Consider the following 22,702-nt stretch of genomic DNA (forward strand, 5'->3'; position numbering starts at 1 on the left):
CGAGCCCGCACCCGAACCTCCCACCTGGCAGCACTTCGCCCCACTGGACTACCAGCGGGGCGAAGCAGGCAGGGCCCGAATTAACCAACAGCGTCAGACACTCTCCCCGGGCCCCTGCGCGTCCGCGCGTCGCCGGCGCGTCCTTTACGCCTTGCCGCCGACCGGCAGCCCGCCGAGCAGCCCGCCCGGCGCCTGCTTGCCGACCAGCCCGGTGGCCTTGCCGGCCAGCGCGTCCGGCGCGCCCAGCAGCCCGGCGGCCTTGCCGGCCAGCGCGTCCGGCGCGCCGAGCAGACCGCCGGCCGCCTTGAGCGGCAGCGAGTCGGTCGAGAGCCCGTCCTTGGCGACCGGGCGCACCACCTTCTCGGCCTTGTCCGTCGCGCCCTGGGTGAGCGGCATGGCCTTCTTGACGACCGGGCCGGCGGTCTCGACCAGCGCCGGGGCGAGCTTGGTCGCCGCCTTGTTGCCGGCCTCGTTCAGCACGCCGACGCCGTGGTGCGCGGCGCGGTCGAGGGTGTCGCCCGTCTTGTGGGAGTCCAGGGGCGCCGTGAGTCCGCCGACCAGGTCGGGTGCCTTGACAGGCAGGTTCGCTGCGCTCGCGGTACCGGCCGCAGCGACCACGGGAGCGGCGCCTGCTGCGACGAGCAGGGCGGCTCGGGCGATCCGACGCGTAACGGGGAGGGACATGGTGCTCCTTTTACGGAGAAGGACTCGGACTTCTGACAGATGTGCTGTGCCATGTCCGCCGGGCGGACGCCTTGACTACCGCGCCAGACCCCCGAAGGTTGCGGTGAACTCCGGTAAAGAGTTGGTAACGCATCGCATAATCGGGCGTGCCGAAAGAAGGGCGATATGGACACGCATCCGCGGGTGCGGAAACGTCACGGCCCTTGTCCGGCAAGGGAATTGACGGGAAAGGCATTCCCTCGGACGTCAACTCGCGCCAATTCCAAGGGAATTGCCGCCGCCGGTGCTCCCGGGGAACCCTTACGGGCGATGCCGCAAACTATTGCGCGGTGATGATACGAACGTCGCGCCCGTCCGCCGCGGAACCACCCGGCCGGTTCTGCCAGCCCTTCCCCGAATCGGCCGCCGTCCACGTCCGGCCGGCGTAAGAGATCTGTTCGATGCGCAGCTCCGCGGAGTGCGCCATCGCCCAGGTCGCCAGCTCCCAGCCGCGCCGGGCACCCCCGGAACCCGGGACTGCGCCCTGGCCGCCTTGACCGCCTTGACCGCCTTGCCCCACCGGCACCGTCAGCCCGCGGCCCCCGCCCGCACCGCGGCCCCCGGCGGCGTCCGTCCGCGGCAGCACCCCGGCCCCGAACTCCCGCACCAGCTTCTCCCGCACCGTCGCGGCGCCGCCCGCCCGGCTGTCCTCCGGCCGGCTCTCCGTGCAGGTCATCGCGCCCGGGTCGCGCCCGGTCAGCGCGCCGGTCAGCCGCGCGGCGTTCGCCTCGTGCTTCGCGTACGCCTGCGGATAGCCGCTGCGCTGCACCCTCTGCGCGGCGACGGTCAGCGGCAGCCGGGAGTAGCCGGGAACCTTCGCCAGATGCCGGTAGAACTCCCCGGCCGAATAGACCGGGTCCATGATCTGCCGCACCGTGCCCCAGTCCTGGGACGGACGTTGCTGGAAGAGCCCGACCGAGTCCCGGTCGCCGAATTCGATGTTGCGCAGCCCGGACTCCTGCATCGCGGTCGCCAGCGCGATGGTCACCGCGCGCTCCGGCAGGCCCCGCGAGGACGCCACCGCCGAGATCGTCGCGGCGTTCGCGGCCTGCTCCGGCGACAGCTCGTACGCCTCCTCGTCCCCTTCGGCGCGCACCGTGCAGTGCGGCGCCCCGGGGCCGCCGGTGATGTACTGCACCAGGAGGTAGCCGGCCAGCCCGAGCAGTACGGCGAAGGCTGCGGCGAAACGCCACAGACGCGTGCGGCGGACGGCAAAGGCGGGGCGGGCGGACACGAGCCCACCGTACTGGAGTGCTGCCGATAGGGTCGGAACCATGGAGCGCACCACACATCCCCCGGTCCTCGACCTGTCGCTCGACGCCGCCGCGCTCACCGCGCAGCTGGTCGACATCCCCTCCGAGAGCGGCAACGAGAAGGACCTCGCCGACGCGGTCGAGAACGCCCTGCGCGCCCTGCCGCACCTGACCGTCGACCGGTACGGCAACAACGTGGTGGCCCGTACGCAGCTCGGCCGCGACGAGCGGGTGGTGCTCGCCGGACACCTCGACACCGTGCCGATCGCGGACAACCCCCCCAATGTCCCGTCCCGGCTCGACGAGGACGGCGTCCTGTGGGGCTGCGGCACCAGCGACATGAAGTCCGGCGTCGCCCTCCAGCTGCGGATGGCCGCCACGGTCCCCGCGCCCAACCGGGACCTCACCTTCGTCTTCTACGACAACGAAGAGGTCGCCGCGCACCTCAACGGCCTCGGCCATGTCGCCGACGCCCACCCCGAGTGGCTCGCCGGTGACTTCGCCGTCCTCCTGGAGCCCTCCTACGGCCAGGTGGAGGGCGGCTGCCAGGGCACCCTCCGGGTCCTGCTGCGCACCACCGGGGAGCGCGCGCACTCCGCCCGCAGCTGGATGGGCGCCAACGCCCTCCACGCCGCCGCCCCGATCCTCGCGAAGCTCGCAGCCTACGAGCCGCGCCGGCCGGTGATCGACGGCCTCGAATACCGCGAGGGCCTCAACGCCGTCCGTATCGAGGGCGGCGTCGCCGGCAACGTCATCCCCGACGCCTGCACGGTCACCGTCAACTTCCGCTACGCCCCCGACCGGACCCCGGACGAGGCGATCGCCCACGTCCGCGAGGTGTTCGCGGACTGCCCGGTCGACGAGTTCGTGGTCGACGACCACTCCCCGGGCGCGCTGCCCGGGCTGTCGCACCCCGCGGCCAAGGCGTTCATGGCGGCCGTCGGCGGCACGGCGATGCCCAAGTTCGGCTGGACCGACGTCTCCCGTTTCAGCGCCCTCGGCGTCCCGGCCGTCAACTACGGCCCGGGGGACGCGCTGCTCGCGCACAAGAAGGACGAACGGGTCGAGACCGGGCGCATCGCGCACTGCGAGGAGCGGCTGCGCGCCTGGCTCACCGCCTGAGGAGCCGGCAAACGCCCCCGGGACCTATCGCCGACCCCGGGCGGACCAGCCGAATTCCCCTGCGCTTCAGGCCGTCGGATCTACGCTGAAACGGCAAACGATCGTCAGCGGAGGGAGCATGTCATGGCCAGTCCCGAGGGAGCACCGGCCCCCGGTGAGCAGCGGCTGGGTCGCGTTCTGCGCCGCCACGACCAGGTGCAGGCCGGCACCACCGACCAGCGGCTGCTGGACTCCGCAGGCCCCTCCGAGTGGGTGCACACCGACCCCTGGCGCGTGATGCGCATCCAGTCGGAGTTCGTCGAGGGCTTCGGCGCGCTGGCCGAGCTGGGCCCGGCCGTCAGCGTCTTCGGTTCGGCCCGTACGCCGCGCGACTCCAAGGAGTACGAGATCGGCGTGCGGATCGGACGGGCCCTGGTGGAGGCGGGCTTCGCGGTGATCACCGGGGGCGGTCCGGGCGCCATGGAAGCCGCCAACAAGGGCGCCCACGAGGCCGGTGGCACCTCCGTCGGACTGGGCATCGAGCTGCCCTTCGAGCAGGGCATGAACCCGTACGTGAACCTCGGTGTCGACTTCCGGTACTTCTTCGTCCGCAAGACGTGTTTTGTGAAGTACGCCCGGGGATTCGTGGTGCTGCCCGGTGGGCTGGGCACCCTCGACGAGCTCTTCGAGGCGCTCACCCTCGTCCAGACCCGCAAGGTCACCCGCTTCCCGATCGTGCTGTTCGGCACCGACTACTGGTCCGGCCTGGTCGACTGGGTGCGCGACACCCTCATCGCCCAGGGCAAGGCGTCGATGCACGACCTGGAGCTGTTCCACCTCAGCGACGACGTGGACGAGGCGATCACGTTGGTGACCAAGGAGGTCGGCATCCAGCCCTGATCCGGCCCTGAGCAGGCCCGGTCGGTCGGGCGTCCCTCAGGCCAGGCCCCGGCGGGCGACCGCCGGGGGCCGGTGGCCGGCGATCGAGGAGACCATGTCGAGGATCTGTCGGGTCTCGGCGACCTCGTGGACGCGGTAGACCTGGGCGCCCAGCCAGGCCGAGACGGCCGTGGTCGCGAGGGTGCCCAGCAGCCGCTCCTTGACCGGCCGGTCGAGCGTCTCGCCGACGAAGTCCTTGTTGGACAGCGAGACCAGCACCGGCAATGGGGTATCCCCTGCTCGAGCGAAGCCGAGAGCTTGGGGAACGGTGGCGGTCATCTCGTCCAGCCGGCGGGTCGCCTCCAGGCTGTGCCGGGTGTTCTTGCCGAAGTCGTGCCCCGGGTCGATCAGGATCGCGTCCCGCCGTACGCCCAACTCCACGGCCCGCTCCGCCAGTCCGAGGGTGACCCGCAGGATGTCGGCCATCACGTCGTCGTAGCCGACCCGGTGCGGTCGGGTGCGCGGCTCGACCCCGCCGGCGTGGGTGCACACCAGGCCGACGCCGTACCGCGCGGCCACCTCGGCCAGCAGCGGATCGACCCCGCCCCAGGCGTCGTTGAGCAGGTCCGCCCCGGCCTCGCAGACCGCCTCGCCGACCTCGTGCCGCCAGGTGTCGACGCTGATCACCACATCGGGGAACCGCTTGCGCACCTCGGCCACGAAACCGACCGTGCGGCGGGCCTCCTCCTCGGCGCTGACCTCCTCGCCGGGCCCCGCCTTGACGCCGCCGATGTCGATGATCGCGGCGCCCTCGGCCACCGCCTGTTCCACCCGGGCCAGCGCCGGCTCGTCACGGAAGGTGGCGCCCCGGTCGTAGAACGAGTCCGGAGTCCGGTTGACGATCGCCATGATCACCCGCTCGTCCGGTCCGAACTCGCGATTACCCAGCCGCAGCATTCCCTGACTTCCTCTCCGTGGTCCGGGAGCGACCCTAACTGTCACACCCGCATGGCACGATCGGAGCAGGCACAAGTCCGGGGAGTTGGTCGTGTTCTGGTTCTTGCTGATCGCGATGGTCGTGGTGGTCGCCGCGGTCACGCTCGTGGTCGTCGGCGGTGACGGCGGTGGCCTGCGGGACGCGGAGCCGGACCGGCTGTCCGACCCGCTGCCCGTGGACCGCCCGCTGGGCCGTGCCGACGTGGACGCCGTCCGGCTGCCGGTGACCGTGCGGGGCTACCGCATGGACGACGTCGACGGGGTCCTGGACCGGCTGGGTGCCGAGCTGGCCGAGCGGGACTCCCGGATCGCCGAGCTGGAGGCCGCACTGGCCGGGGCGCACGCCGCGGCGATGGGCGGCCCGGGGCTCATACAGGACGGCCCGGCCGCGCCCGGGCCGGTGCCGGAGACCCGACCGGGGGCCGGCGGCGGCCGCTCGGGGGACGCGGACGGGACCGGGGCGCCGCGCGGCCCGGAAGAGGGGGAGGGCCGATGAGCGGTGTGGTGACGGAGCCGGACGGCATCCCGCGCTGCCCGTGGGGCATGGAGTCCGCGCAGATGGCGGACTACCGCGCCTACCACGACACGGAATGGGGCCTGCCGGTCCACGGCGACGACGCGCTCTTCGAGCGGATGAGCCTGGAGGCGTTCCAGTCCGGCCTCTCGTGGATCACGATCCTGCGGCGCCGCCCCGGGTTCCGCGCCGCGTTCGCCGGGTTCCGGATAGCGGCGGTGGCGCGGTTCACCGAGGCGGACGCCGAGCGGCTGCTCGCCGACCCCGGCATCATCCGCAACCGCGCCAAGATCGCCGCGACGATCAACAACGCCAAGGTCGCCGCCGCGCTGGCCCCCGGCGAGCTCGACGAGCTGATCTGGTCCTACGCCCCCGACCGGGCCGGCCGCCCGGTGCCGCACACGGTGGGCGAGGTGCAGCCGGTGACCCCGGAGTCCACGGCGCTCGCCAAGGACCTCAAGAAGCGCGGCTTCCGCTTCGTCGGCCCGACCACGGCGTACGCGATGATGCAGGCCTGCGGCCTGGTCAACGACCATCTGGCGGACTGCCATGTCCGGGCCGCGGTGGAGGCGGCGGCCGGCTGATCCGGTCCGGCCGGCTGACCCGGTCCGGCCGGTGGGCGGGACCGGCCCGCGGGGCGGCCCGTCCGGCCCGGCCGGCCGGCTGGAGGTCAGCGGCCCAGGAAGACCGGCTTCTCCTTCTTCACGAACGCCTCGACCGCGATGTGGTGGTCCTCCGAGGCCCCGGCGCGGCCCTGCAGCTCGTCCTCCTTGCCGAGGGTCTCGGTGAGCGAGTGCCCCGCCCCGTAGGCCAGCGACTCCTTGATCGCGGCGTACGCGGCGGTCGGCCCCTGGGCCAGCCGGCGGGCGACCGCAGCGGCCTCCTCGGCCAGCTCGGCGGCCGGTACGACCTTGTTCGCGATGCCCAGCTCGAACGCCTCCTGGGCGCTGATCGACCGCGGGAAGAGCAGCAGGTCGGCGGCGCGGCTGTGGCCGATCAGCCGGGGCAGGGTCCAGGACACCCCGGAGTCGGCGGTCAGCGCGACGCCGGCGAAGGAGGTGTTGAAGGAGGCGGTGTCGGCGACGACGCGGTAGTCCGCGGCCAGTGCGAAGCCCGCCCCGGCGCCCGCGGCGACCCCGTTGACCCCGGCGACCACCGGCTTGGCCATCCCGGCCAGCGCGGTCACGATCGGGTTGTAGTGCTCACGCACGGTGTTCATGGTGCCGCCGGAGCCGGTGGCCCGGTCCTCGGCCAGCAGCCCGATGTGCTCCTTGAGGTCCTGGCCGACGCAGAACGCCCGCCCGGTGGCGGTCAGCAGCACCGCGCGGACGGCGGGATCGGCCGCGGCCTCCTGGAGCGTGTCCCGCAGGAGCACCTTCGTCTCGACGTTCAGCGCGTTCATCGCGTCGGGGCGGTTGAGCGTGATCGTCGCGAGTCCGTCGGTCACGTCGTAGAGCACGGTGTCGGCCATAGTTGGGAATCCCCTCCGTCGCGGCTCGGCACTGCCCGTGGCGGGCAGTCAGCGCTCAGGATGCCGGAGATCATCGGCCGTTCGCATGTGACGTACATCAAAGATTGCGGGCGCGTCGGGAGTCGGCGGGCGGAGAAGTATCGCAGCCCGCTCCCCGAATTGGGTGGGTTTGCGGGTGCGAGTTGCCGAAGGGATGCTGCCCGATGTTGGTCATCGGGTCGTTCGATGCGGGATAATGGCCTGGAAGCAATGTGTTCGATGCCGGTGACACGTGCCTATTCGGGCCGTCGGCTGAGATGAGCTGGTTTCAGGAAGGGGAACGAGCATGGCGGCCATGAAGCCGCGGACGGGTGACGGCCCGCTCGAGGTGACCAAGGAGGGGCGGGGCATCGTCATGCGCGTTCCGCTCGAAGGCGGCGGGCGGCTCGTCGTCGAGCTGACCCCCGACGAAGCCAAGGCCCTCGGCGAGGCGCTGGAGAAGGTCACCGTCTGACAAGGGCGAGACACCGGCGGATGCCCGGGCCCGAGTGAGCCCGGAACCCCAGCCGAGACCCCGGCCCCGGCAGGCGGCGCGCAGTGACGGCGCGCCGCCTGCCGGGGCCGTTCGCATGCCCCGGCACCGCATACCCGCAGATCGCGTGCCCTAAGACCGCATGCTCGAAGATTGTGTGCCCGAAGATCGCGTGCCCGAGGGCCGCGGCCCGGGGTTACGTGATGCGGGGGCCGGGGGCGCTCAGCCGCGCTTGACCGCGCAGAGCAGGCCGTCGCCGACCGGCAGCAGGGACGGCACCAGCGTGGTGCTCTCCCGCACCGCCCGCAGCAGCTCGCGCAGCCGCAGCACCTCCGCGGGCTGCACCGCCGAGTCCACCGTCCGGCCGTCGGCGAAGACGCCCTCGAAGCACACCAGACCGCCGGGGCGCAGCAGCCGCAACGATTCAGCGAGGTATTCCAGGCACTCCATCAGATCGCCGTCGCAGAAGACGAGGTCGTACCCGCCGTCCGCCAGCCGCGGCAGGACGTCGAGGGCGCGGCCCGGGATGAAGCGGGCGCGGTTGCCGGCGAAACCCGCGGCGCGGAACGCCTGCTTGGCGAAGGCCTGCCGCTCGGGCTCGCAGTCGACGGTGGTCAGCACGCCGTCCGGCCGCATGCCGTGCAGGAGGTAGATGCCCGACACGCCCGTGCCGGTGCCGATCTCGGCGACGGCCTTGGCGTCGACGGTGGCGGCGAGCAGCCGCAGGGCCGCGCCGGTGCCGGTGGTCACCGTGCGGATGCCGGCCTCGCGTGCGCGGTCACGGGACCAGCGCAGGGCGGCCTCGGTGGTGCCGTCGATGGTCCCGGCGCCGTACGCCTCGGCGAATGCCAAGCTCGTCTGCCGGTTGCCGGTAATGGCCCTCTCCTGTCCCCGTAGTTGACGCAACCGTGACTGTATCCGCTGCGTGCGGGAACCCGCAGATGGGACCGGGCGTTAAAGAGGGGGAGGAGGAAGACGGGGGGACGCAGTGGTGAAGACCGCGCGAGACACGAATCAAGGCCAGAAGCAGGACCAAATGCAGGTCAAATCTGCTTATCCGGAGCTAACGGGCGAGGTGGATATGGTAGGGGCCCTACTGGACACCACCAGAGCCACCAGGGGAGGTGCGGCCACGACGGGTGACCGAGGGGTGCTGAGGCGCTTCAAGAGGTCGTCCGCCGAGCCGAAATCCGTGACAAACACTGCTGACCGTTTCCGCGCTGACTCCGCACGTACCGCGACCTTCGCCGCAGACGCGGATGCGGAGGCGTGGACTCCGCCCACCTGGGAGGAGATCGTCAGCACGCACAGCGCACGGGTCTACCGCCTCGCCTACCGCCTCTCCGGCAATCAGCACGACGCCGAGGACCTCACCCAGGAGGTGTTCGTCCGCGTCTTCCGCTCGCTGTCGACGTACACCCCGGGCACCTTCGAGGGCTGGCTGCACCGCATCACGACCAACCTCTTCCTGGACATGGTCCGGCGCCGGCAGCGTATCCGCTTCGACGCGCTCGGTGACGACGCGGCCGAGAAGCTCCCCAGCAAGGAGCCCGCGCCGCAGGAGCACTTCGACGACACCCACTTCGACGCCGACGTCCAGCAGGCGCTGGACACCCTCGCGCCCGAGTTCCGCGCCGCCGTCGTGCTGTGCGACATCGAGGGGCTCTCCTACGAGGAGATCGCCGCGACCCTCGGGGTCAAGCTCGGCACGGTCCGCAGCCGGATCCACCGCGGTCGCTCGCACCTGCGCAAGGCCCTCAAGCACCGCGCGCCCGCGCTGCGTGGTGCGGAGCGCGAGCAGCGGCGGGCGCTGGCCGTGGTTCCCACGGGGGAGGTCGGGATCGCGTGAGCCTCAGTGGCGGTCCGTCCCCCGCCGAGCAGCATCTCGGCGACCGCCTCGCGGCCCTGGTCGACGGGGAGTTGGGGCATGACGCGCGCGAGCGGGTGCTCGCGCATCTCGCGACCTGCGCGAAGTGCAAGGCGGAGGCCGACGCCCAGCGTCGGCTGAAAAGCGTGTTCGCCGAGACGGCGCCGCCCGGTCCCTCCGAGGGACTGCTGGCCCGGCTCGTACAGCTGCCCGGCGGCGACCCCGGTGCTCCCGGCAGCCGGCTGGGCAACGGCGCCCTCGGACGCGCCGAATTCGCCCGCGGCGGCGGCGCGTTCGGCTATGTCCCCGCCGATCACCACTCCCGCCGTGCCATGGCCGCGCTCCCCCCGCAGCCCCGGCCGCGCGGCTTCCGGGTCCAAGAGGACGGGCGGCCCGCGCAGCGCCGCCGGTTCGCCTTCGCGGCGGCCGGTGCGGTGTCGCTCGCGGCGTTCGCGCTCGGCGGTGCCCTCCCGCTGGAGGCGGCCGTCGACCCGGCCGGCGGACGGACCGACGGCGGCGGTACGGCCGTCACCCCGCTCACCGGCAGCCCCGCGGCGGACGGCGCGGCCCTGCTGCGCGGCGCGGAGTTCGTCCCCACCGCCCGGTCCCGGCCGGCCACCTGGCCACCGTCCGGTGCGCCGACCCTGGCCCCGGCGCCCAGCGCGATGAGCCTGGACGGTGTCGGTGGCGCGCCCGCCTCCCCGTCGGTGTCGTGGACGCCGGACCAGCCCGCCGGCCACTTCGGCCTGTCGCCGCTGATCGCCGCGACCGGCCCGGCCCCGGCGTACCGCCTCTCGCCGCTGGCCGCCGCGGCCGGCAGCGGCCCGGTGCGCAAGAACCCGCCGCCGCTTCCCCCGCTGGAGCCGATGCGGCCGCTGCACGGCTCCGCCGCGAACGGCCCCGCCGCCGACCGCCGCTGACCGCCCGCTGCACGGCCCCGGGCGGAACTGGTTGAATCCCCCTGGGGCGGCGCACCCCTGACCGGGCGCGTGCCGCGAGGTGGTGGTGGCCCGCGGGGTCGCGGGCGAAGTAGGGGAGAGCATGGACGACGGTAAGGCCGCCGGGCCGAAGCTGAAGTGGTGGAGCCGCCCGGGAAACCCCCCGAACCCGGAGCGATCCGCCGAGGCCGGCCACCCGGCGGGTCCGTCGGGGGCCGGGGAGCAGTCCGGACGTTCCGGGCTGCCCGGAACGTCCGGCGGCTCCGGTGACACTGCGGTGCAGGAGCCGGAGGACTGGATCGTGCGGCCCCCGGAGCGGCCCGCGGGTGCGCAGGCGACGGGTGCGGGCGCGGGAGGGACCCTTGCCGCCCCGCCGGCCGAACACCCCGACAGCGCCGACGAGTTGACGTCTGCCGCTTCGGCTGCTTCGGCGGCGACCGGCCAGGCTCAGGCCCAGGACCGTACCGGCGCCGAAGCCGCCGGGCCCGCCGGGCTCGCTGTGCCTGCCGAGGCCACCGAAGTCACCGCGCCCGCACCGCCCGCTGGAGCGCCGTCCGGCGCCGCCACCGTGACGCTCGGTCAGGTTCCCCCGGCTGCGGCGCCCGAGCGTGCCCAAGCGCCTGGGGCGCCCGAGAGTGCCCAGGCGCCGACGGGCGCGGCGTCCCACGCGTCCGCACCCGCCCCCGCCGTGCCGTCCGTCTCCGCCGAAACGCCCAGCACACCGCCGCAGCGCCGGCCGCTGCATGCCGAGGACCCGTACGGCACCCCGCCGTACGGCGGTCCGGGGCCCTGGGCGCCCGCGCCGCCCGTGCAGCGCCCGGTGACGACCCCCGCGCACGGCACCGTGCTTCCGCCGTCCGCCGGGCCGATGCCCCCGTACGGCGCCCCGGCTGCCCCGGCCGCCCAAGCCGCCCCCGGTGCGGGCTACCCGGGTACGCCCCCGTCCCCGCACCCCGCCGCACCCCCTGCCGCCGCCCTCGGCGACCAGCCGCACCCCGCCGCACCGGACGGGACCGGACCCGCGCAGCCGGCCCCGTCCGCCGCCCCGTCCGCCGCCCCGTCCGTCGGTCCGGCCGCCGGTCAGGCCGCCCCTCCTGGCGCCGAGACCGGCGCGCCCGTGCAGCCGGATGCCGCCGCCATGCCGCCGGGCCCGGCCCCCGCGCACGAACACCCCGGTGCCCCGCACGGGGCCTGGCAGCAGTACGACCCGTGGCGCGCGCCCCTGCAGGGCGGCGGCCCCCTGCCGCCGCCCGCCGCCCGGCGGACCCCGCGCGGTGTGCTGGTGGCCGGCGCGGTGGCACTGGCGCTGCTCGCGGGCGGCGTCGGCGGGGGGATCGGCGCGTACGTCGAGCGTTACGGCGGGATCAACGACATCAAGCTGCCGCAGGCCGCCGGGGATTCCGGCGGCCGCAAGCCGGACAGCGTCGCCGGGATCGCCCGGGCCGCGCTGCCCGGCGTCGTCACGATCCACGTCCGCGGCAACGCCGAGCAGGGCACCGGCACCGGCTTCGTGCTCGACCGCGAGGGCCACATCCTCACCAACAACCACGTCGTCGAACCGGCCGGGACCGGCGGCGAGATATCGGTCACCTTCAGCGGCGGGCAGACCGCCAAGGCCAAGATCGTCGGCCAGGACGGCGGCTACGACCTCGCGGTGGTGCAGGTCGAGGGCGTCACCGGGCTGCGGCCGCTGCCGCTCGGCAACTCGGACTCGGTGCAGGTCGGCGACCCGGTCGTGGCCATCGGCGCACCGTTCGACCTGGCCAACACGGTCACCGCCGGGATCATCAGCGCCAAGCAGCGCCCGATCACCGCGGGCGGCCAGAAGGGCGACGGCAGCGACATCTCGTACGTCGACGCGCTGCAGACCGACGCCCCCATCAACCCCGGCAACTCCGGTGGTCCGCTGGTGGACGCCCGGGCCCGGGTGATCGGCATCAACAGCGCCATCCGCGCGGCCGACAGCGGCGGCGGATCGGACGGCGGCGGCCAGGGCGGCAGCATAGGGCTGGGCTTCGCCATACCGATCAACCAGGCCAAACGGGTGGCCGAGGAGCTGATCAACACCGGCCGGGCGACCCATCCGGTCATCGGCGTCACCCTGGAGATGGAGTACGCCGGCGACGGGGCGCGGGTCAGTGCGCACAGCAAGGGCGGCAAACCGCCGGTCGTCCCGGGCGGGCCCGGCGCCAAGGCCGGCATCCGGGCCGGTGACGTGATCACCGCGGTGGACGGCGCCCCGGTGCACAGCGGTGAGGAGCTGATCGTCAAGATCCGCAGCCACCGGCCGGGCGACACCCTGGCGCTCACCCTCCAAAGGGACGGCAAGGAGCGGTCCGTTCGGCTCAGGCTCGGTTCCTCCACCGCGGGTTGATCGTTTGCACGGTGTTGGCACGGTCGACTCCCGTCCGACGTGCGGGGCCAGGTACGGTGAGAGGCGGCCTGGCCCATAGGCCGACGAAGGCCGCGGATGACCCAAGGAGCTGCAAGGTGTTCTTCGACATAGGACCCCTAGAGCTGGTAGCGATCGTCGTCCTGGCGGTGCTCGTCTTCGGTCCGGACAAGCTCCCCAAGGTCATCCAGGACGTGATGGGGGTCATCCGCAAGATCCGGGAGTTCTCCGACAGCGCCAAGCAGGACATCCGCAACGAGCTCGGCCCGGACTTCAAGGACTTCGAGTTCGACGACCTCAAGCCCAAGAACTTCGTCCGCAAGCACGTCCTGGAGAAGGACGAGTACGGCCTCAAGGACCTCCAGGAGATCCGTAACGGCTTCGACTTCCGCACGGAGATGGCCGAGGTCACCGACGCCGTGCACAGCCGCGAGAGCGGCTCAGCGGCCGCGCACCCGAACGGCTCAGGGATCTCCCTCGCCAAGGAGTCGCCGGCCTCCGCAGGCGGTCCGGACCTGCTCAAGAAGCCCGTGAACGGGCCGCCGGACGAGCGTCCGCCGTTCGACGCCGACGCCACCTGACACACTCCGGTATGCCCGGGCTGTATTGACCCCTATGGCTATGCTCCGGGTGTCCGGGGTTTGGTCGCCTGAGGGGGGCGGGCCGCCCACGACGCAGGGCAACAAGGAGGCTCCGCTCAGATGGAGACGACGAGTCGGACAGCGGAACAAGAGGCGCCCGCCACGGTCGGCCGGAAGGCCGACGGCTATCTGCTGGCCGCGTTCCCGTGGTACGGCCTCGACGAGGCGTTCACCGGTCCGCGCTGGCTGATGCAGGTCGGCGCGGCCGCGGACGGCACCGTCGAGCACGGCGCGACCGGGCACGGTGAGCAGCCCACGATCAAGGTGGAGTCCCCGCAGGACGAGCGGTTCGCGGTGGTGGTGACCGTCGCCAGCCGCCCCGTCCGGCGCAGCGCCGACGGCACCGGCGTACTGGAGGCCACTTCCGTCTCCACCGCCGCCTGGCTCGCCGGGTCCGGCCTGCTCAACCACACCTGGCCGACCCAGATGGACCGCACGCTGCGCCAGGCCTGGCTGGACCAGCAGACGATGCTGGCCTGGGAGCTGGCCGACGACCTCGGGGGCGGGGCCTGGAGCGAGCTGATGCTCCCGGTCGACGGCGTCCCGACCTCGTTCGCCTACCGCGAGTCCGAGTACGGCTGGGTCCTGGCCGGCTCAGCGGGCGACGGCCCGGAGCCGGTGCACCTGGGCGCCTACGGGCGGGGGATGAGCGCCTACGGCCTCGGGTTCTCTGTCGTCGAGGACATCCGCTCGTACGCCGGCTGAGCGGCGCTGACGGCCGGCACGGGCGACCGGGTCGGCTGAGCGCGCGGGGCAAGGGAAAGGGGGCGGGCCCGCCGGGGCCCGCCCCCTTCCTCGTGAGAACTCGTTCAGAACTTGTTGCGCGGGGTGATCCCCAGGGACATGCCGGACAGGCCGCGCTGGCGGCCGCCGAGCTTGCCGGCGATTGCGCGGATGGCCGCGCCGGCGGGGGAGTCCGGGTCGGTCAGCACGACCGGCTTGCCCTCGTCGCCGCCCTCGCGGAGGCGGACGTCGATCGGGATGGCGCCGAGCACCGGCACCTGCGTACCGGTGGTCTTCGTCAGGCCCTCGGCGACCCGCTCGCCGCCGCCGGTGCCGAAGACGTCGACCATCTCGTCGCAGTGCGGGCAGGGCAGCCCGGACATGTTCTCGACCACGCCGACGATCTTCTGGTGGGTCTGGACGGCGATGGAGCCCGCGCGCTCGGCGACCTCGGCCGCCGCCTGCTGCGGGGTCGTGACGACCAGGATCTCGGCGTTCGGGACGAGCTGGGCGACGGAGATCGCGATGTCACCGGTGCCGGGCGGGAGGTCCAGCAGCAGCACGTCCAGGTCGCCCCAGTACACGTCGGCGAGGAACTGCTGGAGGGCGCGGTGCAGCATCGGGCCGCGCCAGACGACCGGGGCGTTGCCGGGCGTGAACATGCCGATCGAGATGACCTTCACGCCGTTGGCCGACGGGGGCATGATCATGTTCTCGACCTGGGTGGGCCGGCCGTCGGCGCCCAGCATGCGGGGCACGGAGTGGCCGTAGATGTCGGCGTCCACGACGCCGACCTTCAGCCCGTCGGCCGCCATCGCCGCGGCGAGGTTCACCGTCACCGACGACTTGCCGACGCCGCCCTTGCCGGAGGCGACCGCGTAGACCCGGGTGAGGCTGCCGGGCTTGGCGAACGGGACCTCGCGCTCGGCGGTGCCGCCGCGCAGCGACGTCGCCAGCTCCTTGCGCTGCTCGTCGCTCATCACTTCGAGGTCCACCCGGACGCCGGTGACGCCCTCGACCCCGGCGACCGCGTCGCTCACGTTGCGGGTGATGGTCTCGCGCATCGGGCAGCCGGAGACGGTGAGGTAGACCACGACCGCCACCGCGCCGTCCGCCGCGATGTCCACCGATTTGACCATCCCCAGTTCGGTGATGGGGCGGTGGATCTCGGGGTCGTTCACCGTCGCGAGCGCGGCGCGGATCGCGTCCTCGCTCGGGGTGCTGGGGGCAGTTTCGTGAGCCATGACCCGATGGTACGGCGCATGAGGCGGCCTCCGGAAAGGTCGTCGGCGGTCGCGTTCGTCACTCTCCGCGGCGGCCCTCCGGCACCGCCTCCAGATCCCGCAGCAGGTCCTGCAGTTCGGAGCGGATCCAGTCCCGGGTGGCGACCTCGCCCAGCCCCAGCCGTAGCGCCGCGATCTCCCGGGTCAGGTACTCCGTGTCGGCGATCGACCGCTCGTTGCGCTGCCGGTCCTGCTCGTGGGTGACCCGGTCCCGGTCGGCCTGGCGGTTCTGCGCCAGCAGGATCAGCGGCGCCGCGTACGAGGCCTGCAGCGACAGCGCCAGGGTCAGGAAGATGAACGGGTAGCCGTCGAACCGCAGGTGGTCCGGTGCGGTCACGTTCCAGGTGATCCACACGATGATGGCGACGGTCATCCAGACGATGAAGCGGCCGGTCCCCAGGAAGCGGGCGATCTTCTCCGACAGCCGCCCGAACGCCTCCGGGTCGTACTCCGGCAGGAACGTCCGGCGCGGGGTGCGCGGCACGTCCAGCCGCACCCGGGACCGTTCGGCGGCGCCGCGCCGCACCGCCGAGGCGCCGTTCGCCCGGGCGCGTTCGCGTGCGCTGTCCCGCTCCTCAGCGCCCATCCGGTGCCTCCGCCCGGCTCCCGGCGCCGGTCAGCCCGGCCGCCCCGCCGGCGTACAGCTCGGACTCCCGCCAGTCGTCCGGCAGCAGGTGGTCCAGTACGTCGTCGACGGTCACCGCGCCGAGCAGGGCGCCGCTCTCGTCGACGACCGGCGCGGCGACCATGTTGTACGCCGCCAGATAGCCGGTCACCACCGGCAGCGGGGTGTCCGGCGGCAGGGGCGGCAGATCGGTGTCGACGATCGAGCTGACGAGGGTGAACGGCGGATCGCGCAGCAGCCGTTGGAAGTGCACCAGGCCCAGGTACTTGCCGGTCGGGGTCTCGTCGGGCGGCCGGCAGACGTAGACCTGGGCGGCGAGCGCGGGGGAGAGGTCCGGATCGCGGACCCGGGCCAGCGCGTCGGCGACCGTGGCGTCCGGGCGCAGCACGATCGGCTCGGTGGTCATCAGCCCGCCCGCGGTGCGCTCCTCGTACGACATCAGCCGCCGCACGTCGGCGGCCTCCTCCGGCCGCATCAGGTCCAGCAGCCGCTCCTTGTCCTCGTCCGGCAGCTCGGAGAGCAGGTCGGCGGCGTCGTCCGGGTCCATCGCCTCCAGGACGTCGGCGACCCGTTCGTCCTTCAGCTTGCCGATGATCTCCAGCTGGTCGTCCTCCGGCAGCTCCTCCAGGACGTCGGCGAGCCGGGCGTCGTCCAGCGCCGCGGCGACCTCACCGCGCCGTTTGGCGGACAGGTGGTGCAGCACGCCGGCGAGGTCGGCCGGCCGCAGCTGCTCGAAGGTGGCCAGCAGGCTCTCCGCACCCTGGCCGTGCTCCTCCAGCGAGAAGCCGGTCACCGCCGACCACTCCACCGTCAGCGTCTCCCCCTTGCGGCGCAGCGCCCCGCCCCTGGCCTTGCCCTTGCGGACGAAGACCTTCTCGATCTCCCAGTCGCGGCGGGCCGGCAGCCGGGTGATGCCGATGTCGAGGACGGTGGCCTCCTCGTCGGTCTCCACCAGCCGCACCCGCCGGTCCAGCAGCTCGCCGAGCACCAGCGTCTCCGACGTCCGCTGCTCGAACCGCCGCATGTTGATCACTCCGGTGATCACGATCTGCCCGGACTCGATACCGGTCACCCGGGTCATCGGCACGAAGATCCGGCGCCGGCTGATCACCTCGACGACCAGCCCGAGCAGCCGCGGCGGGCGGGCACCGACCCGCAGCAGCGCGACGAGGTCCCGCAGCCGGCCGACCGGGTCGCCGTTGGGGTCGAAGACGGCACTGCCGGAGAGATGGGAGACGAAGACCCGGGGAGTCACCACTGCCATGCAGAGCGCCGCCCTTTCTCTCCCGTTTTCGCCGGAAACGAGGCATCAATTCGGGTTCAGGCTAACGCGCCCGGGCCCGCGCCGCCCCGGTGGAGGACGCCGTAGGGTGACCGCCACACATCCCCCCGACGCACCCGTACGTCCCAGGTACGCTGCCGTACTGCTGTCGAGGTCACCCGCATCAGGAGGCACAGCAGACGTGAGCGCAATCCCCCCGGGGGCCCGCCCCCGACGCCTGCCCGGAGCCCGCCGTACGGGGCGTGCCGCGCTCGCGGGGGCGGTCTGCGCGGCACTGGCCGCGGGGCTGGCCGGCTGCGGCGCCGACGAGGACCCGGACGCCGGCACCAACGGCGTGGCGAAGCTGGCCCCGGCGAAGATCCAGGCCAGGGCCCGGGCGGCCGCCGAGCACGCCGGCACGGTGCACCTCACCGGCAACGTCGTCAGCAAGGGCCGTACGTACAAGCTCGACATGAGCCTGGCCGAGAACGGCGCCAAGGGCGAACTGACCACCAAGGCGGCCGCCTTCCAGCTGCTGCGGGTCGGCAACGCGCTCTACCTCAAGGCGGACCCGTCCTTCTGGGCGGGCGAGAAGAGCGGCGCGTCCGGTGCGGCGCAGAAACTCGGCGGCAAGTACGTCAAGGTGCCCGCCTCCGACCCGGTCTACCGGAAATTCAGCGGCTTCACCGACAAGGACACCCTGCTCGCCAGCCTGCTCGGGCTGCACGGCAAGCTGACGGCCAAGGACCGCTCCACCGTCGGCGGCGTCCGCACCGTCCGGCTGGCCGCCGGGGCCGGCGCCGGCGGCGTCCTGGACGTCTCCCTGGAGGGCACGGCGTACCCGCTGCGGCTGCAGCGCGCGGGGGACGCGGGCGTGGTCCGGTTCGGCGACTGGGACCGGCGGGTGGACCTCGAGGCGCCGGCGAAGGACCAGGTCGTCGACTACGGGTCGCAGATCTCCGGCGCGCACTGAGCGGCCGGGCCCGGGCCGCGGCCCGGTGGCGTCCGGTCAACCCTTGCGGCCGCGGCGCAGCAGCTTCGGCAGCGCCGCCGGGATCGGCCGGCGGGTGATCGCGGGGCTCGCCAGCGGCGGCGCGGCGTGCGAGTCCTCGGGCATCCGGCCGGGCCGCTGCTCGGCCTCGGCGCCCGCCGGCTCCAGCCGCAGCACCCGGCACTCGCGCGCCCAGCGCTCGGTGAGGGTGTCCGCGTCCGGTGCGTTGAGCCGTTTGCCCTTCAGCTCCTCGACGGCGGAGTGCCAGGCATCGCTCTCCGGCGCCGCCTCGACGACCCTGGCCTGCCAGGCGACCAGCCGGCCGCCCTTGTCCTTGCTGCGTACGGTGACCGTCGCCGGGCCGCCGTCGGTCAGCCCGAGGTCCGCCAGCGGCTGCTCGCCGCTGCCGTCGCCCACGAGGCAGGCCGCGCCGTCGTGCCAGACGTGCCACAGCGCCCGGGCCGGGCCCGTCGTACCCCGCACCCAGATGAGGCCGGACTTCTTCGTGGCCTCCTCGATGAGCGCCCGATCCTGCAGGGCCTGCGACACGGTCTCCGTCATACGGCTCAGCCTAATGGGCCGGGCGGAACCCGCCGGGGCCCGCCCAGCTGGTGGAACGCGGCCGCGTCACAGCCACCCGTTCCTCTTGCTGTGTCCTCCGGGGGACGACCCCCGGACCCCCGGCCGCCGTCACAGCCACCCGTTCCTCTTGAAGCCGCGGTGGATGCCGACGCAGATGGCGACGGTGACGACCAGGACCGCCGGATAGCCGTACTTCCACTTCAGCTCCGGCATGTAGGTGAAGTTCATGCCGTAGATGCCGGCGATCATCGTGGGCACCGCGAAGATCGCCGCCCAGGCCGTGATCTTGCGCATGTCCTCGTTCTGCGCCACCGCGGCCTGCGCGAGGTTGGCCTGCAGGATCGAGTTGAGCAGGTCGTCGAAGGACAGCACCTGCTCGTTGACCCGCGCGAGGTGGTCGGCGACGTCCCGGAAGTACTTCTGGATGTCGGAGTCGACCACCCGCATCGGCCGCTCGCTGAGCAGCTGCATCGGCCGCAGCAGCGGCGACACCGCGCGCTTGAACTCCAGTACCTCACGCTTGAGTTGGTAGATCCGCCCGGCGTCGCCGCCCTTCGCGGAGCTCTTGGTGCCGGTGCCCTTGCCGTTGGTGCCCGAGCTGAAGACGTCGATCTCCACCTCGTCGATGTCGTCCTGGACCGCGCCGGCCACCGCCATGTAGCCGTCGACCACCTGGTCGGCGATGGCGTGCAGGACCGCGGACGGCCCCTTGGCCAGCAGCTCCGGGTCGTCCTGCAGCCGGTGCCGCAGCGCCCGCAGCGAGCCCTGGCCGCCGTGCCGCACGGTCACGATGAAGTCCCGGCCGGTGAAGCACATCACCTCGCCGGTCTCCACGACCTCGCTGGTGGCGGTCAGCTCGGCGTGCTCGACGTAGTGGACGGTCTTGAAGACCGTGAACAGCGTGTCGTCGTAGCGCTCCAGCTTGGGCCGCTGGTGGGCGTGCACGGCGTCCTCGACGGCGAGCGGGTGCAGCCCGAACTCCTTGGCGATACCGGCGAATTCGGCCTCGGTGGGCTCGTGCAGCCCGACCCAGATGAAGCCGCCGTCGGCGCGTACGGAGGCCATCGCCTCGGCCGGGGTGACGTGGTCGCTCACCCGGCGGCCCTCGCGGTACACCCCGCAGTCGACGATGGCGCTGTTGGCGCAGGCCGGGGCGTTGCTCTCGGAACGGTACGGGGCGTCGTCGCGGCGCCGGGACGGGCGGACGGCGGCGCGCAGGTCACGGATCATCGACATGGGCGGGCTCCTTCACGGGCCGGCCGTCAGCGCGGGCGCGGGGCGCAACGCTGCCCGGAAGGTGGACGTAGCCCGGGTCACCGGCGGTACGTCCGCAAAGCGGGCGGCGCTCCGTGCGGATGCTGACGGCGATTCGCAGAACACGGAACAAAGAGGCGAAGGCGCTCTTCCGTCATCTACATCCGGCGCAAAGGCGCTTCCCCGGTTTCGCCGCTCGGCGGCGGGGTACGGAAGCTCTCGATCAGGCGAGTGACTGCGCGAGGGGGATGACAGGAGAACTATCGGTACTGCACGGTCGACTCGGATCCACCGCAGCCCCACCTCCTCCGGCCGGTCCCCGCTGGGGGACGAACGTCATTCCCTGACCAGACGGCAAGGCTATCAGCCGCCTGGCGCTGAACGGTGCCGCTTTGCCTGTTCCATACGAACAACGAAGCTGCCGCGCAGCGCAGTCACCACGGGACCAGGGTCCCTTGCTCGAACGGAGCGGCGAGCTCGGCGAGAGCCGGGCGGCGGGGCGGCCATATGCTCGCGGCATGTCTGATGTTCTTGAGCTGGTCGAAGCCCGCCTGCGGACGAGCCTGGGCGAGCCGGACGCGCGCGCCGCCGTCACCTTCCTCGGCACCGACCGTATCGAGGTGCTCCGCTTCACGGACGACCAGGTGGTGCGCTACGCCACGCTCGGGATGTCCGACCGGCCGATGGCCGATCCCACGGCGGTGGTCGCGGATCCGCTGAAGGGGCCGCGCGCCGAGCTCGTGCTCTCGGTGAAGGCGGGCCGCGCCGACACCGACAAGGTGCTCCGTCCGCTCGCCGTGCTCGCCGCGTCCCCGCAGGTGGAGGGCGTGGTGGTGGCCCCCGGCGCCTCTCTCGACGTGGGTGAGCCGCTGTGGCCGGGCGCGCCCTTCACCTCGGTCCTGGTGGGCGAGCCGGGCGGGCTGGTCGAGGATCTGGAGCTGGACGCCCCGATGGATCCCGTGCGGTTCCTGCCGCTGCTGCCGATGACCCCGAACGAGGCCGCCTGGAAGCGGGTGCACGGCGCCCAGGCCCTCCAGGAGCTTTGGCTGGCGAACGGGACGGACCTGAGGGACCCGGCCCGCAAGTCCGTCCCGCTGGACGTCACACCGGAGTGAGCCGGGTGAGCCGGGTGAGCCGAGTGGGCAAGCTCACCAACCCCCGTTCCGCTGCGGTCAGTTGGCGAAGGCCGTGACGCCGTCCTCGGTCGCGTGCTGCGGCTGGTGCTCCGCCGCCTCGTGGGTGAGCGCGCTGCGCCGTACGACGACCACCAGCGCGCCCAGCACCGCGGTGACCGCGGCGACCACGAACGGGATGTGGAGGTTGCTCCACTCCTCGATCTTCGGCGCGAAGTAGGGCGCTGCCGCGGCCGCGAACCAGCGGACGAAGTTGTAGCCGGCGCTCGCCACCGGGCGCGGGGCATCGGACACGCCGAGGGCCAGTTCGGTGTAGACGGTGTTGTTCACGCCGATGAAGGCGCCGGACAGGATCGTGCAGACGACGGCCGCGGTGTGGCTGCCGTAGCCGAGCACGAGCACGTTCACGGCGAGCAGCACCAGCGAGCCACCGAGCACCTTCAGCGAGCCGAACCGCGCCTGCATGCGCGGGGCCACGATCACCGAGAACACCGCGAGCAGCACGCCCCAGGCGAAGAACACCGCGCCCGAGCGGTACGGCGTCATGTTCAGCACGAACGGCGTGAAGGCCAGCACGGTGAAAAATGTGTAGTTGTAGAAGAAGGCGGAGATCGCGGTGGAGGCGAGGCCGCCGTGGCCCAGTGCCTTGACCGGGTCCAGCAGCGAGGTCTTGCGGGCGGGCTTCGGCTGCTCCTTGAGGAACGCCGTGATGCACAGGAAGCCGACCGCCATCAGCGTGGCCGTGCCGAAGAAGGGGTAGCGCCAGCTGGCGTTGCCGAGGGCCGCGCCGAGCAGCGGGCCGCAGGCCATGCCGAGGCCGAGCGCGGACTCGTAGAGCAGGATCGCCGCCGCGCTTCCCGCCCGTCGCCCACCACCACCCTCGCCCGACGCGCTTCGCGCGGCCCCTATGGGATTCGCCGCTCCGACGATGACCGCGAGGGCGGTGGAGACGAAGAGCGCGTTGCCCAGGCCCCAGCCCGCCCGGAAGCCGACCAGTTGGCCGACCGAGTCCGACGTGCCGGCCAGGCCCGCGAAGACGACCACGAAGGCGAGGCCGAGCAGCAGGGTCCTGCGGCCGCCGATCCGGCTGGAGACGAAGCCGGTCAGCAGCATCGCGACGGCGGTGATCAGGAAGTACGAGGTGAACAGCAGGGAGACCTGGCTGTTGGTGGCGTGCAGGCCCTGGGCGATCGAGGGGAGGATCGGGTCGACCAGGCCGATGCCCATGAAGGCCACGACCGAGGCGCCGGCGGTGGCCCAGACGGCCTTCGGCTGGCGCAGCAGGGAGGTGCCGCCCTCGTCGAACGGATCGGCCGCCGTGCCGCCGCCGTGGCCGCTGCTCGTGGTGCCGCTCATGCCGCGGTTCCCCTTCCCGTTGCCGGAGATCGTTGACGTTTACATATATTAAGTTAGAAGCCCTAAAGAGTGCAAGCTGCAACTAGTTCTCCCCGGGTGGGTGGCGCGGGATGCCGGAGCGGTCAAGTGCGGGGCGGGGCAAGTGATTCCGCCCACATCGGTCGGGTGATCGTCCTTGACGCGGCGGCGGCCCTGGAGGACCGTTGGT

22 protein-coding genes and 1 pseudogene are annotated in these 22,702 nt (G+C 72.8%); 12 read left to right on the top strand and 11 right to left on the bottom strand.

The window, feature by feature from the left end; genetic code table 11:
- Positions 1–144 precede the first annotated feature (144 nt).
- Both ACGF4C_RS35835 and ACGF4C_RS35840 read right to left on the bottom strand, forming a co-directional pair.
- Positions 145–684 carry an ATP-binding protein gene (locus tag ACGF4C_RS35835; protein WP_393572300.1) on the bottom strand — a complete coding sequence of 180 codons (540 nt, stop codon included), beginning with the start codon at positions 682–684 and terminating at the stop codon, positions 145–147.
- A gap of 319 nt (positions 685–1,003) precedes the next feature.
- Entirely contained in the window at positions 1,004–1,957 is a 954-nt protein-coding gene (locus ACGF4C_RS35840; RefSeq protein WP_393572302.1) for a heavy metal transporter, read from the bottom strand.
- 40 nt (positions 1,958–1,997) lie between these two features.
- Here ACGF4C_RS35840 and dapE point away from each other — a divergent pair, with 40 nt between their 5' ends.
- Both dapE and ACGF4C_RS35850 read left to right on the top strand, forming a co-directional pair.
- Positions 1,998–3,098 (top strand): succinyl-diaminopimelate desuccinylase, encoded by a 1,101-nt coding sequence (gene dapE / locus ACGF4C_RS35845; protein ID WP_393572304.1) that lies wholly within the window; start codon positions 1,998–2,000, stop codon positions 3,096–3,098.
- 123 nt (positions 3,099–3,221) lie between these two features.
- A complete protein-coding gene (locus ACGF4C_RS35850; protein ID WP_030413937.1) occupies positions 3,222–3,977 on the top strand; it encodes a TIGR00730 family Rossman fold protein in 756 nt (251 codons plus the stop codon).
- A gap of 36 nt (positions 3,978–4,013) precedes the next feature.
- On the opposite strand, the gene folP is transcribed toward ACGF4C_RS35850, so the two are convergent.
- The gene (gene folP / locus ACGF4C_RS35855) at positions 4,014–4,913 is read right to left on the bottom strand and encodes a dihydropteroate synthase (protein WP_393572306.1); all 900 of its coding nucleotides are present in this window, start codon (positions 4,911–4,913) and stop codon (positions 4,014–4,016) included.
- 91 nt (positions 4,914–5,004) lie between these two features.
- Between folP and ACGF4C_RS35860 the strand changes: the two genes are divergently transcribed.
- Both ACGF4C_RS35860 and ACGF4C_RS35865 read left to right on the top strand, forming a co-directional pair.
- Entirely contained in the window at positions 5,005–5,448 is a 444-nt protein-coding gene (locus tag ACGF4C_RS35860) for a DivIVA domain-containing protein (RefSeq protein WP_393572307.1), read from the top strand.
- Positions 5,445–6,050 (top strand): DNA-3-methyladenine glycosylase I, encoded by a 606-nt coding sequence (locus ACGF4C_RS35865; RefSeq protein ID WP_393572309.1) that lies wholly within the window; start codon positions 5,445–5,447, stop codon positions 6,048–6,050. Before ACGF4C_RS35860 ends, ACGF4C_RS35865 begins: the two co-directional genes overlap by 4 nt.
- 86 nt (positions 6,051–6,136) lie before the next feature.
- On the opposite strand, the gene ACGF4C_RS35870 is transcribed toward ACGF4C_RS35865, so the two are convergent.
- The gene (locus tag ACGF4C_RS35870; protein WP_393572311.1) at positions 6,137–6,937 is read right to left on the bottom strand and encodes an enoyl-CoA hydratase/isomerase family protein; all 801 of its coding nucleotides are present in this window, start codon (positions 6,935–6,937) and stop codon (positions 6,137–6,139) included.
- A gap of 325 nt (positions 6,938–7,262) precedes the next feature.
- Between ACGF4C_RS35870 and ACGF4C_RS35875 the strand changes: the two genes are divergently transcribed.
- Complete coding sequence (locus ACGF4C_RS35875; RefSeq protein ID WP_003985072.1) at positions 7,263–7,430, top strand: DUF3117 domain-containing protein; 168 nt, start codon at positions 7,263–7,265, stop codon at positions 7,428–7,430.
- A gap of 240 nt (positions 7,431–7,670) precedes the next feature.
- On the opposite strand, the gene ACGF4C_RS35880 is transcribed toward ACGF4C_RS35875, so the two are convergent.
- Positions 7,671–8,354 (bottom strand): O-methyltransferase, encoded by a 684-nt coding sequence (locus ACGF4C_RS35880; RefSeq protein ID WP_393572313.1) that lies wholly within the window; start codon positions 8,352–8,354, stop codon positions 7,671–7,673.
- Positions 8,355–8,529: 175 nt separating this feature from the next.
- On the opposite strand from ACGF4C_RS35880, the gene sigE reads away from it, so the two are divergent.
- The 5 genes from sigE (at position 8,530) to ACGF4C_RS35905 (ending at position 13,991) form a co-directional block, all read left to right on the top strand.
- Positions 8,530–9,297, top strand: a complete 768-nt coding sequence (sigE, locus tag ACGF4C_RS35885; RefSeq protein WP_107052760.1) for an RNA polymerase sigma factor SigE — start codon at positions 8,530–8,532, stop codon at positions 9,295–9,297.
- Positions 9,294–10,235, top strand: a complete 942-nt coding sequence (locus ACGF4C_RS35890) for a zf-HC2 domain-containing protein (protein WP_393572316.1) — start codon at positions 9,294–9,296, stop codon at positions 10,233–10,235. The genes sigE and ACGF4C_RS35890 overlap by 4 nt, the downstream gene beginning before the upstream one ends.
- A 121-nt stretch (positions 10,236–10,356) precedes the next feature.
- Entirely contained in the window at positions 10,357–12,627 is a 2,271-nt protein-coding gene (locus ACGF4C_RS35895; protein ID WP_393572318.1) for a trypsin-like peptidase domain-containing protein, read from the top strand.
- A gap of 116 nt (positions 12,628–12,743) precedes the next feature.
- Positions 12,744–13,226, top strand: a complete 483-nt coding sequence (locus ACGF4C_RS35900) for a sec-independent translocase (protein WP_030413928.1) — start codon at positions 12,744–12,746, stop codon at positions 13,224–13,226.
- Between the two features lie 120 nt (positions 13,227–13,346).
- The gene (locus tag ACGF4C_RS35905; protein ID WP_030804944.1) at positions 13,347–13,991 is read left to right on the top strand and encodes a hypothetical protein; all 645 of its coding nucleotides are present in this window, start codon (positions 13,347–13,349) and stop codon (positions 13,989–13,991) included.
- Positions 13,992–14,095: 104 nt separating this feature from the next.
- Here the strand turns inward: ACGF4C_RS35905 and ACGF4C_RS35910 are convergent, their stop codons facing one another.
- From ACGF4C_RS35910 to ACGF4C_RS35920, 3 genes and pseudogenes are all read right to left on the bottom strand, one after another.
- Positions 14,096–15,253: an Mrp/NBP35 family ATP-binding protein gene (locus ACGF4C_RS35910; protein WP_393572366.1), complete on the bottom strand. Its 1,158-nt coding sequence runs from the start codon at positions 15,251–15,253 to the stop codon at positions 14,096–14,098.
- A 45-nt stretch (positions 15,254–15,298) separates the two neighbouring features.
- Positions 15,299–15,878, bottom strand: a pseudogene (locus tag ACGF4C_RS35915) (DUF1003 domain-containing protein); the annotation flags it as partial.
- The gene (locus tag ACGF4C_RS35920; protein WP_393572321.1) at positions 15,868–17,181 is read right to left on the bottom strand and encodes a magnesium transporter MgtE N-terminal domain-containing protein; all 1,314 of its coding nucleotides are present in this window, start codon (positions 17,179–17,181) and stop codon (positions 15,868–15,870) included. The gene ACGF4C_RS35920 and the pseudogene ACGF4C_RS35915, both read right to left, overlap by 11 nt.
- Positions 17,182–17,380: 199 nt before the next feature.
- On the opposite strand from ACGF4C_RS35920, the gene ACGF4C_RS35925 reads away from it, so the two are divergent.
- Complete coding sequence (locus tag ACGF4C_RS35925; RefSeq protein ID WP_393572323.1) at positions 17,381–18,151, top strand: hypothetical protein; 771 nt, start codon at positions 17,381–17,383, stop codon at positions 18,149–18,151.
- Between the two features lie 36 nt (positions 18,152–18,187).
- On the opposite strand, the gene ACGF4C_RS35930 is transcribed toward ACGF4C_RS35925, so the two are convergent.
- Both ACGF4C_RS35930 and ACGF4C_RS35935 read right to left on the bottom strand, forming a co-directional pair.
- A complete protein-coding gene (locus ACGF4C_RS35930; protein ID WP_362140952.1) occupies positions 18,188–18,730 on the bottom strand; it encodes a hypothetical protein in 543 nt (180 codons plus the stop codon).
- A gap of 129 nt (positions 18,731–18,859) precedes the next feature.
- On the bottom strand, positions 18,860–19,987 hold the full coding sequence (locus ACGF4C_RS35935; RefSeq protein WP_393572326.1) for a magnesium and cobalt transport protein CorA: 1,128 nt from the start codon (positions 19,985–19,987) through the stop codon (positions 18,860–18,862).
- Between the two features lie 536 nt (positions 19,988–20,523).
- Between ACGF4C_RS35935 and ACGF4C_RS35940 the strand changes: the two genes are divergently transcribed.
- Complete coding sequence (locus ACGF4C_RS35940) at positions 20,524–21,120, top strand: suppressor of fused domain protein (RefSeq protein ID WP_393572328.1); 597 nt, start codon at positions 20,524–20,526, stop codon at positions 21,118–21,120.
- Between the two features lie 57 nt (positions 21,121–21,177).
- Here the strand turns inward: ACGF4C_RS35940 and ACGF4C_RS35945 are convergent, their stop codons facing one another.
- A complete protein-coding gene (locus ACGF4C_RS35945; protein WP_393572330.1) occupies positions 21,178–22,494 on the bottom strand; it encodes an MFS transporter in 1,317 nt (438 codons plus the stop codon).
- Between the last annotated feature and the right edge of the window lie 208 nt (positions 22,495–22,702).

The organism is Streptomyces sp. NPDC048197 (assembly GCF_043202395.1).
In the GTDB taxonomy this organism is placed as follows: domain Bacteria; phylum Actinomycetota; class Actinomycetes; order Streptomycetales; family Streptomycetaceae; genus Streptomyces; species Streptomyces siderophoricus.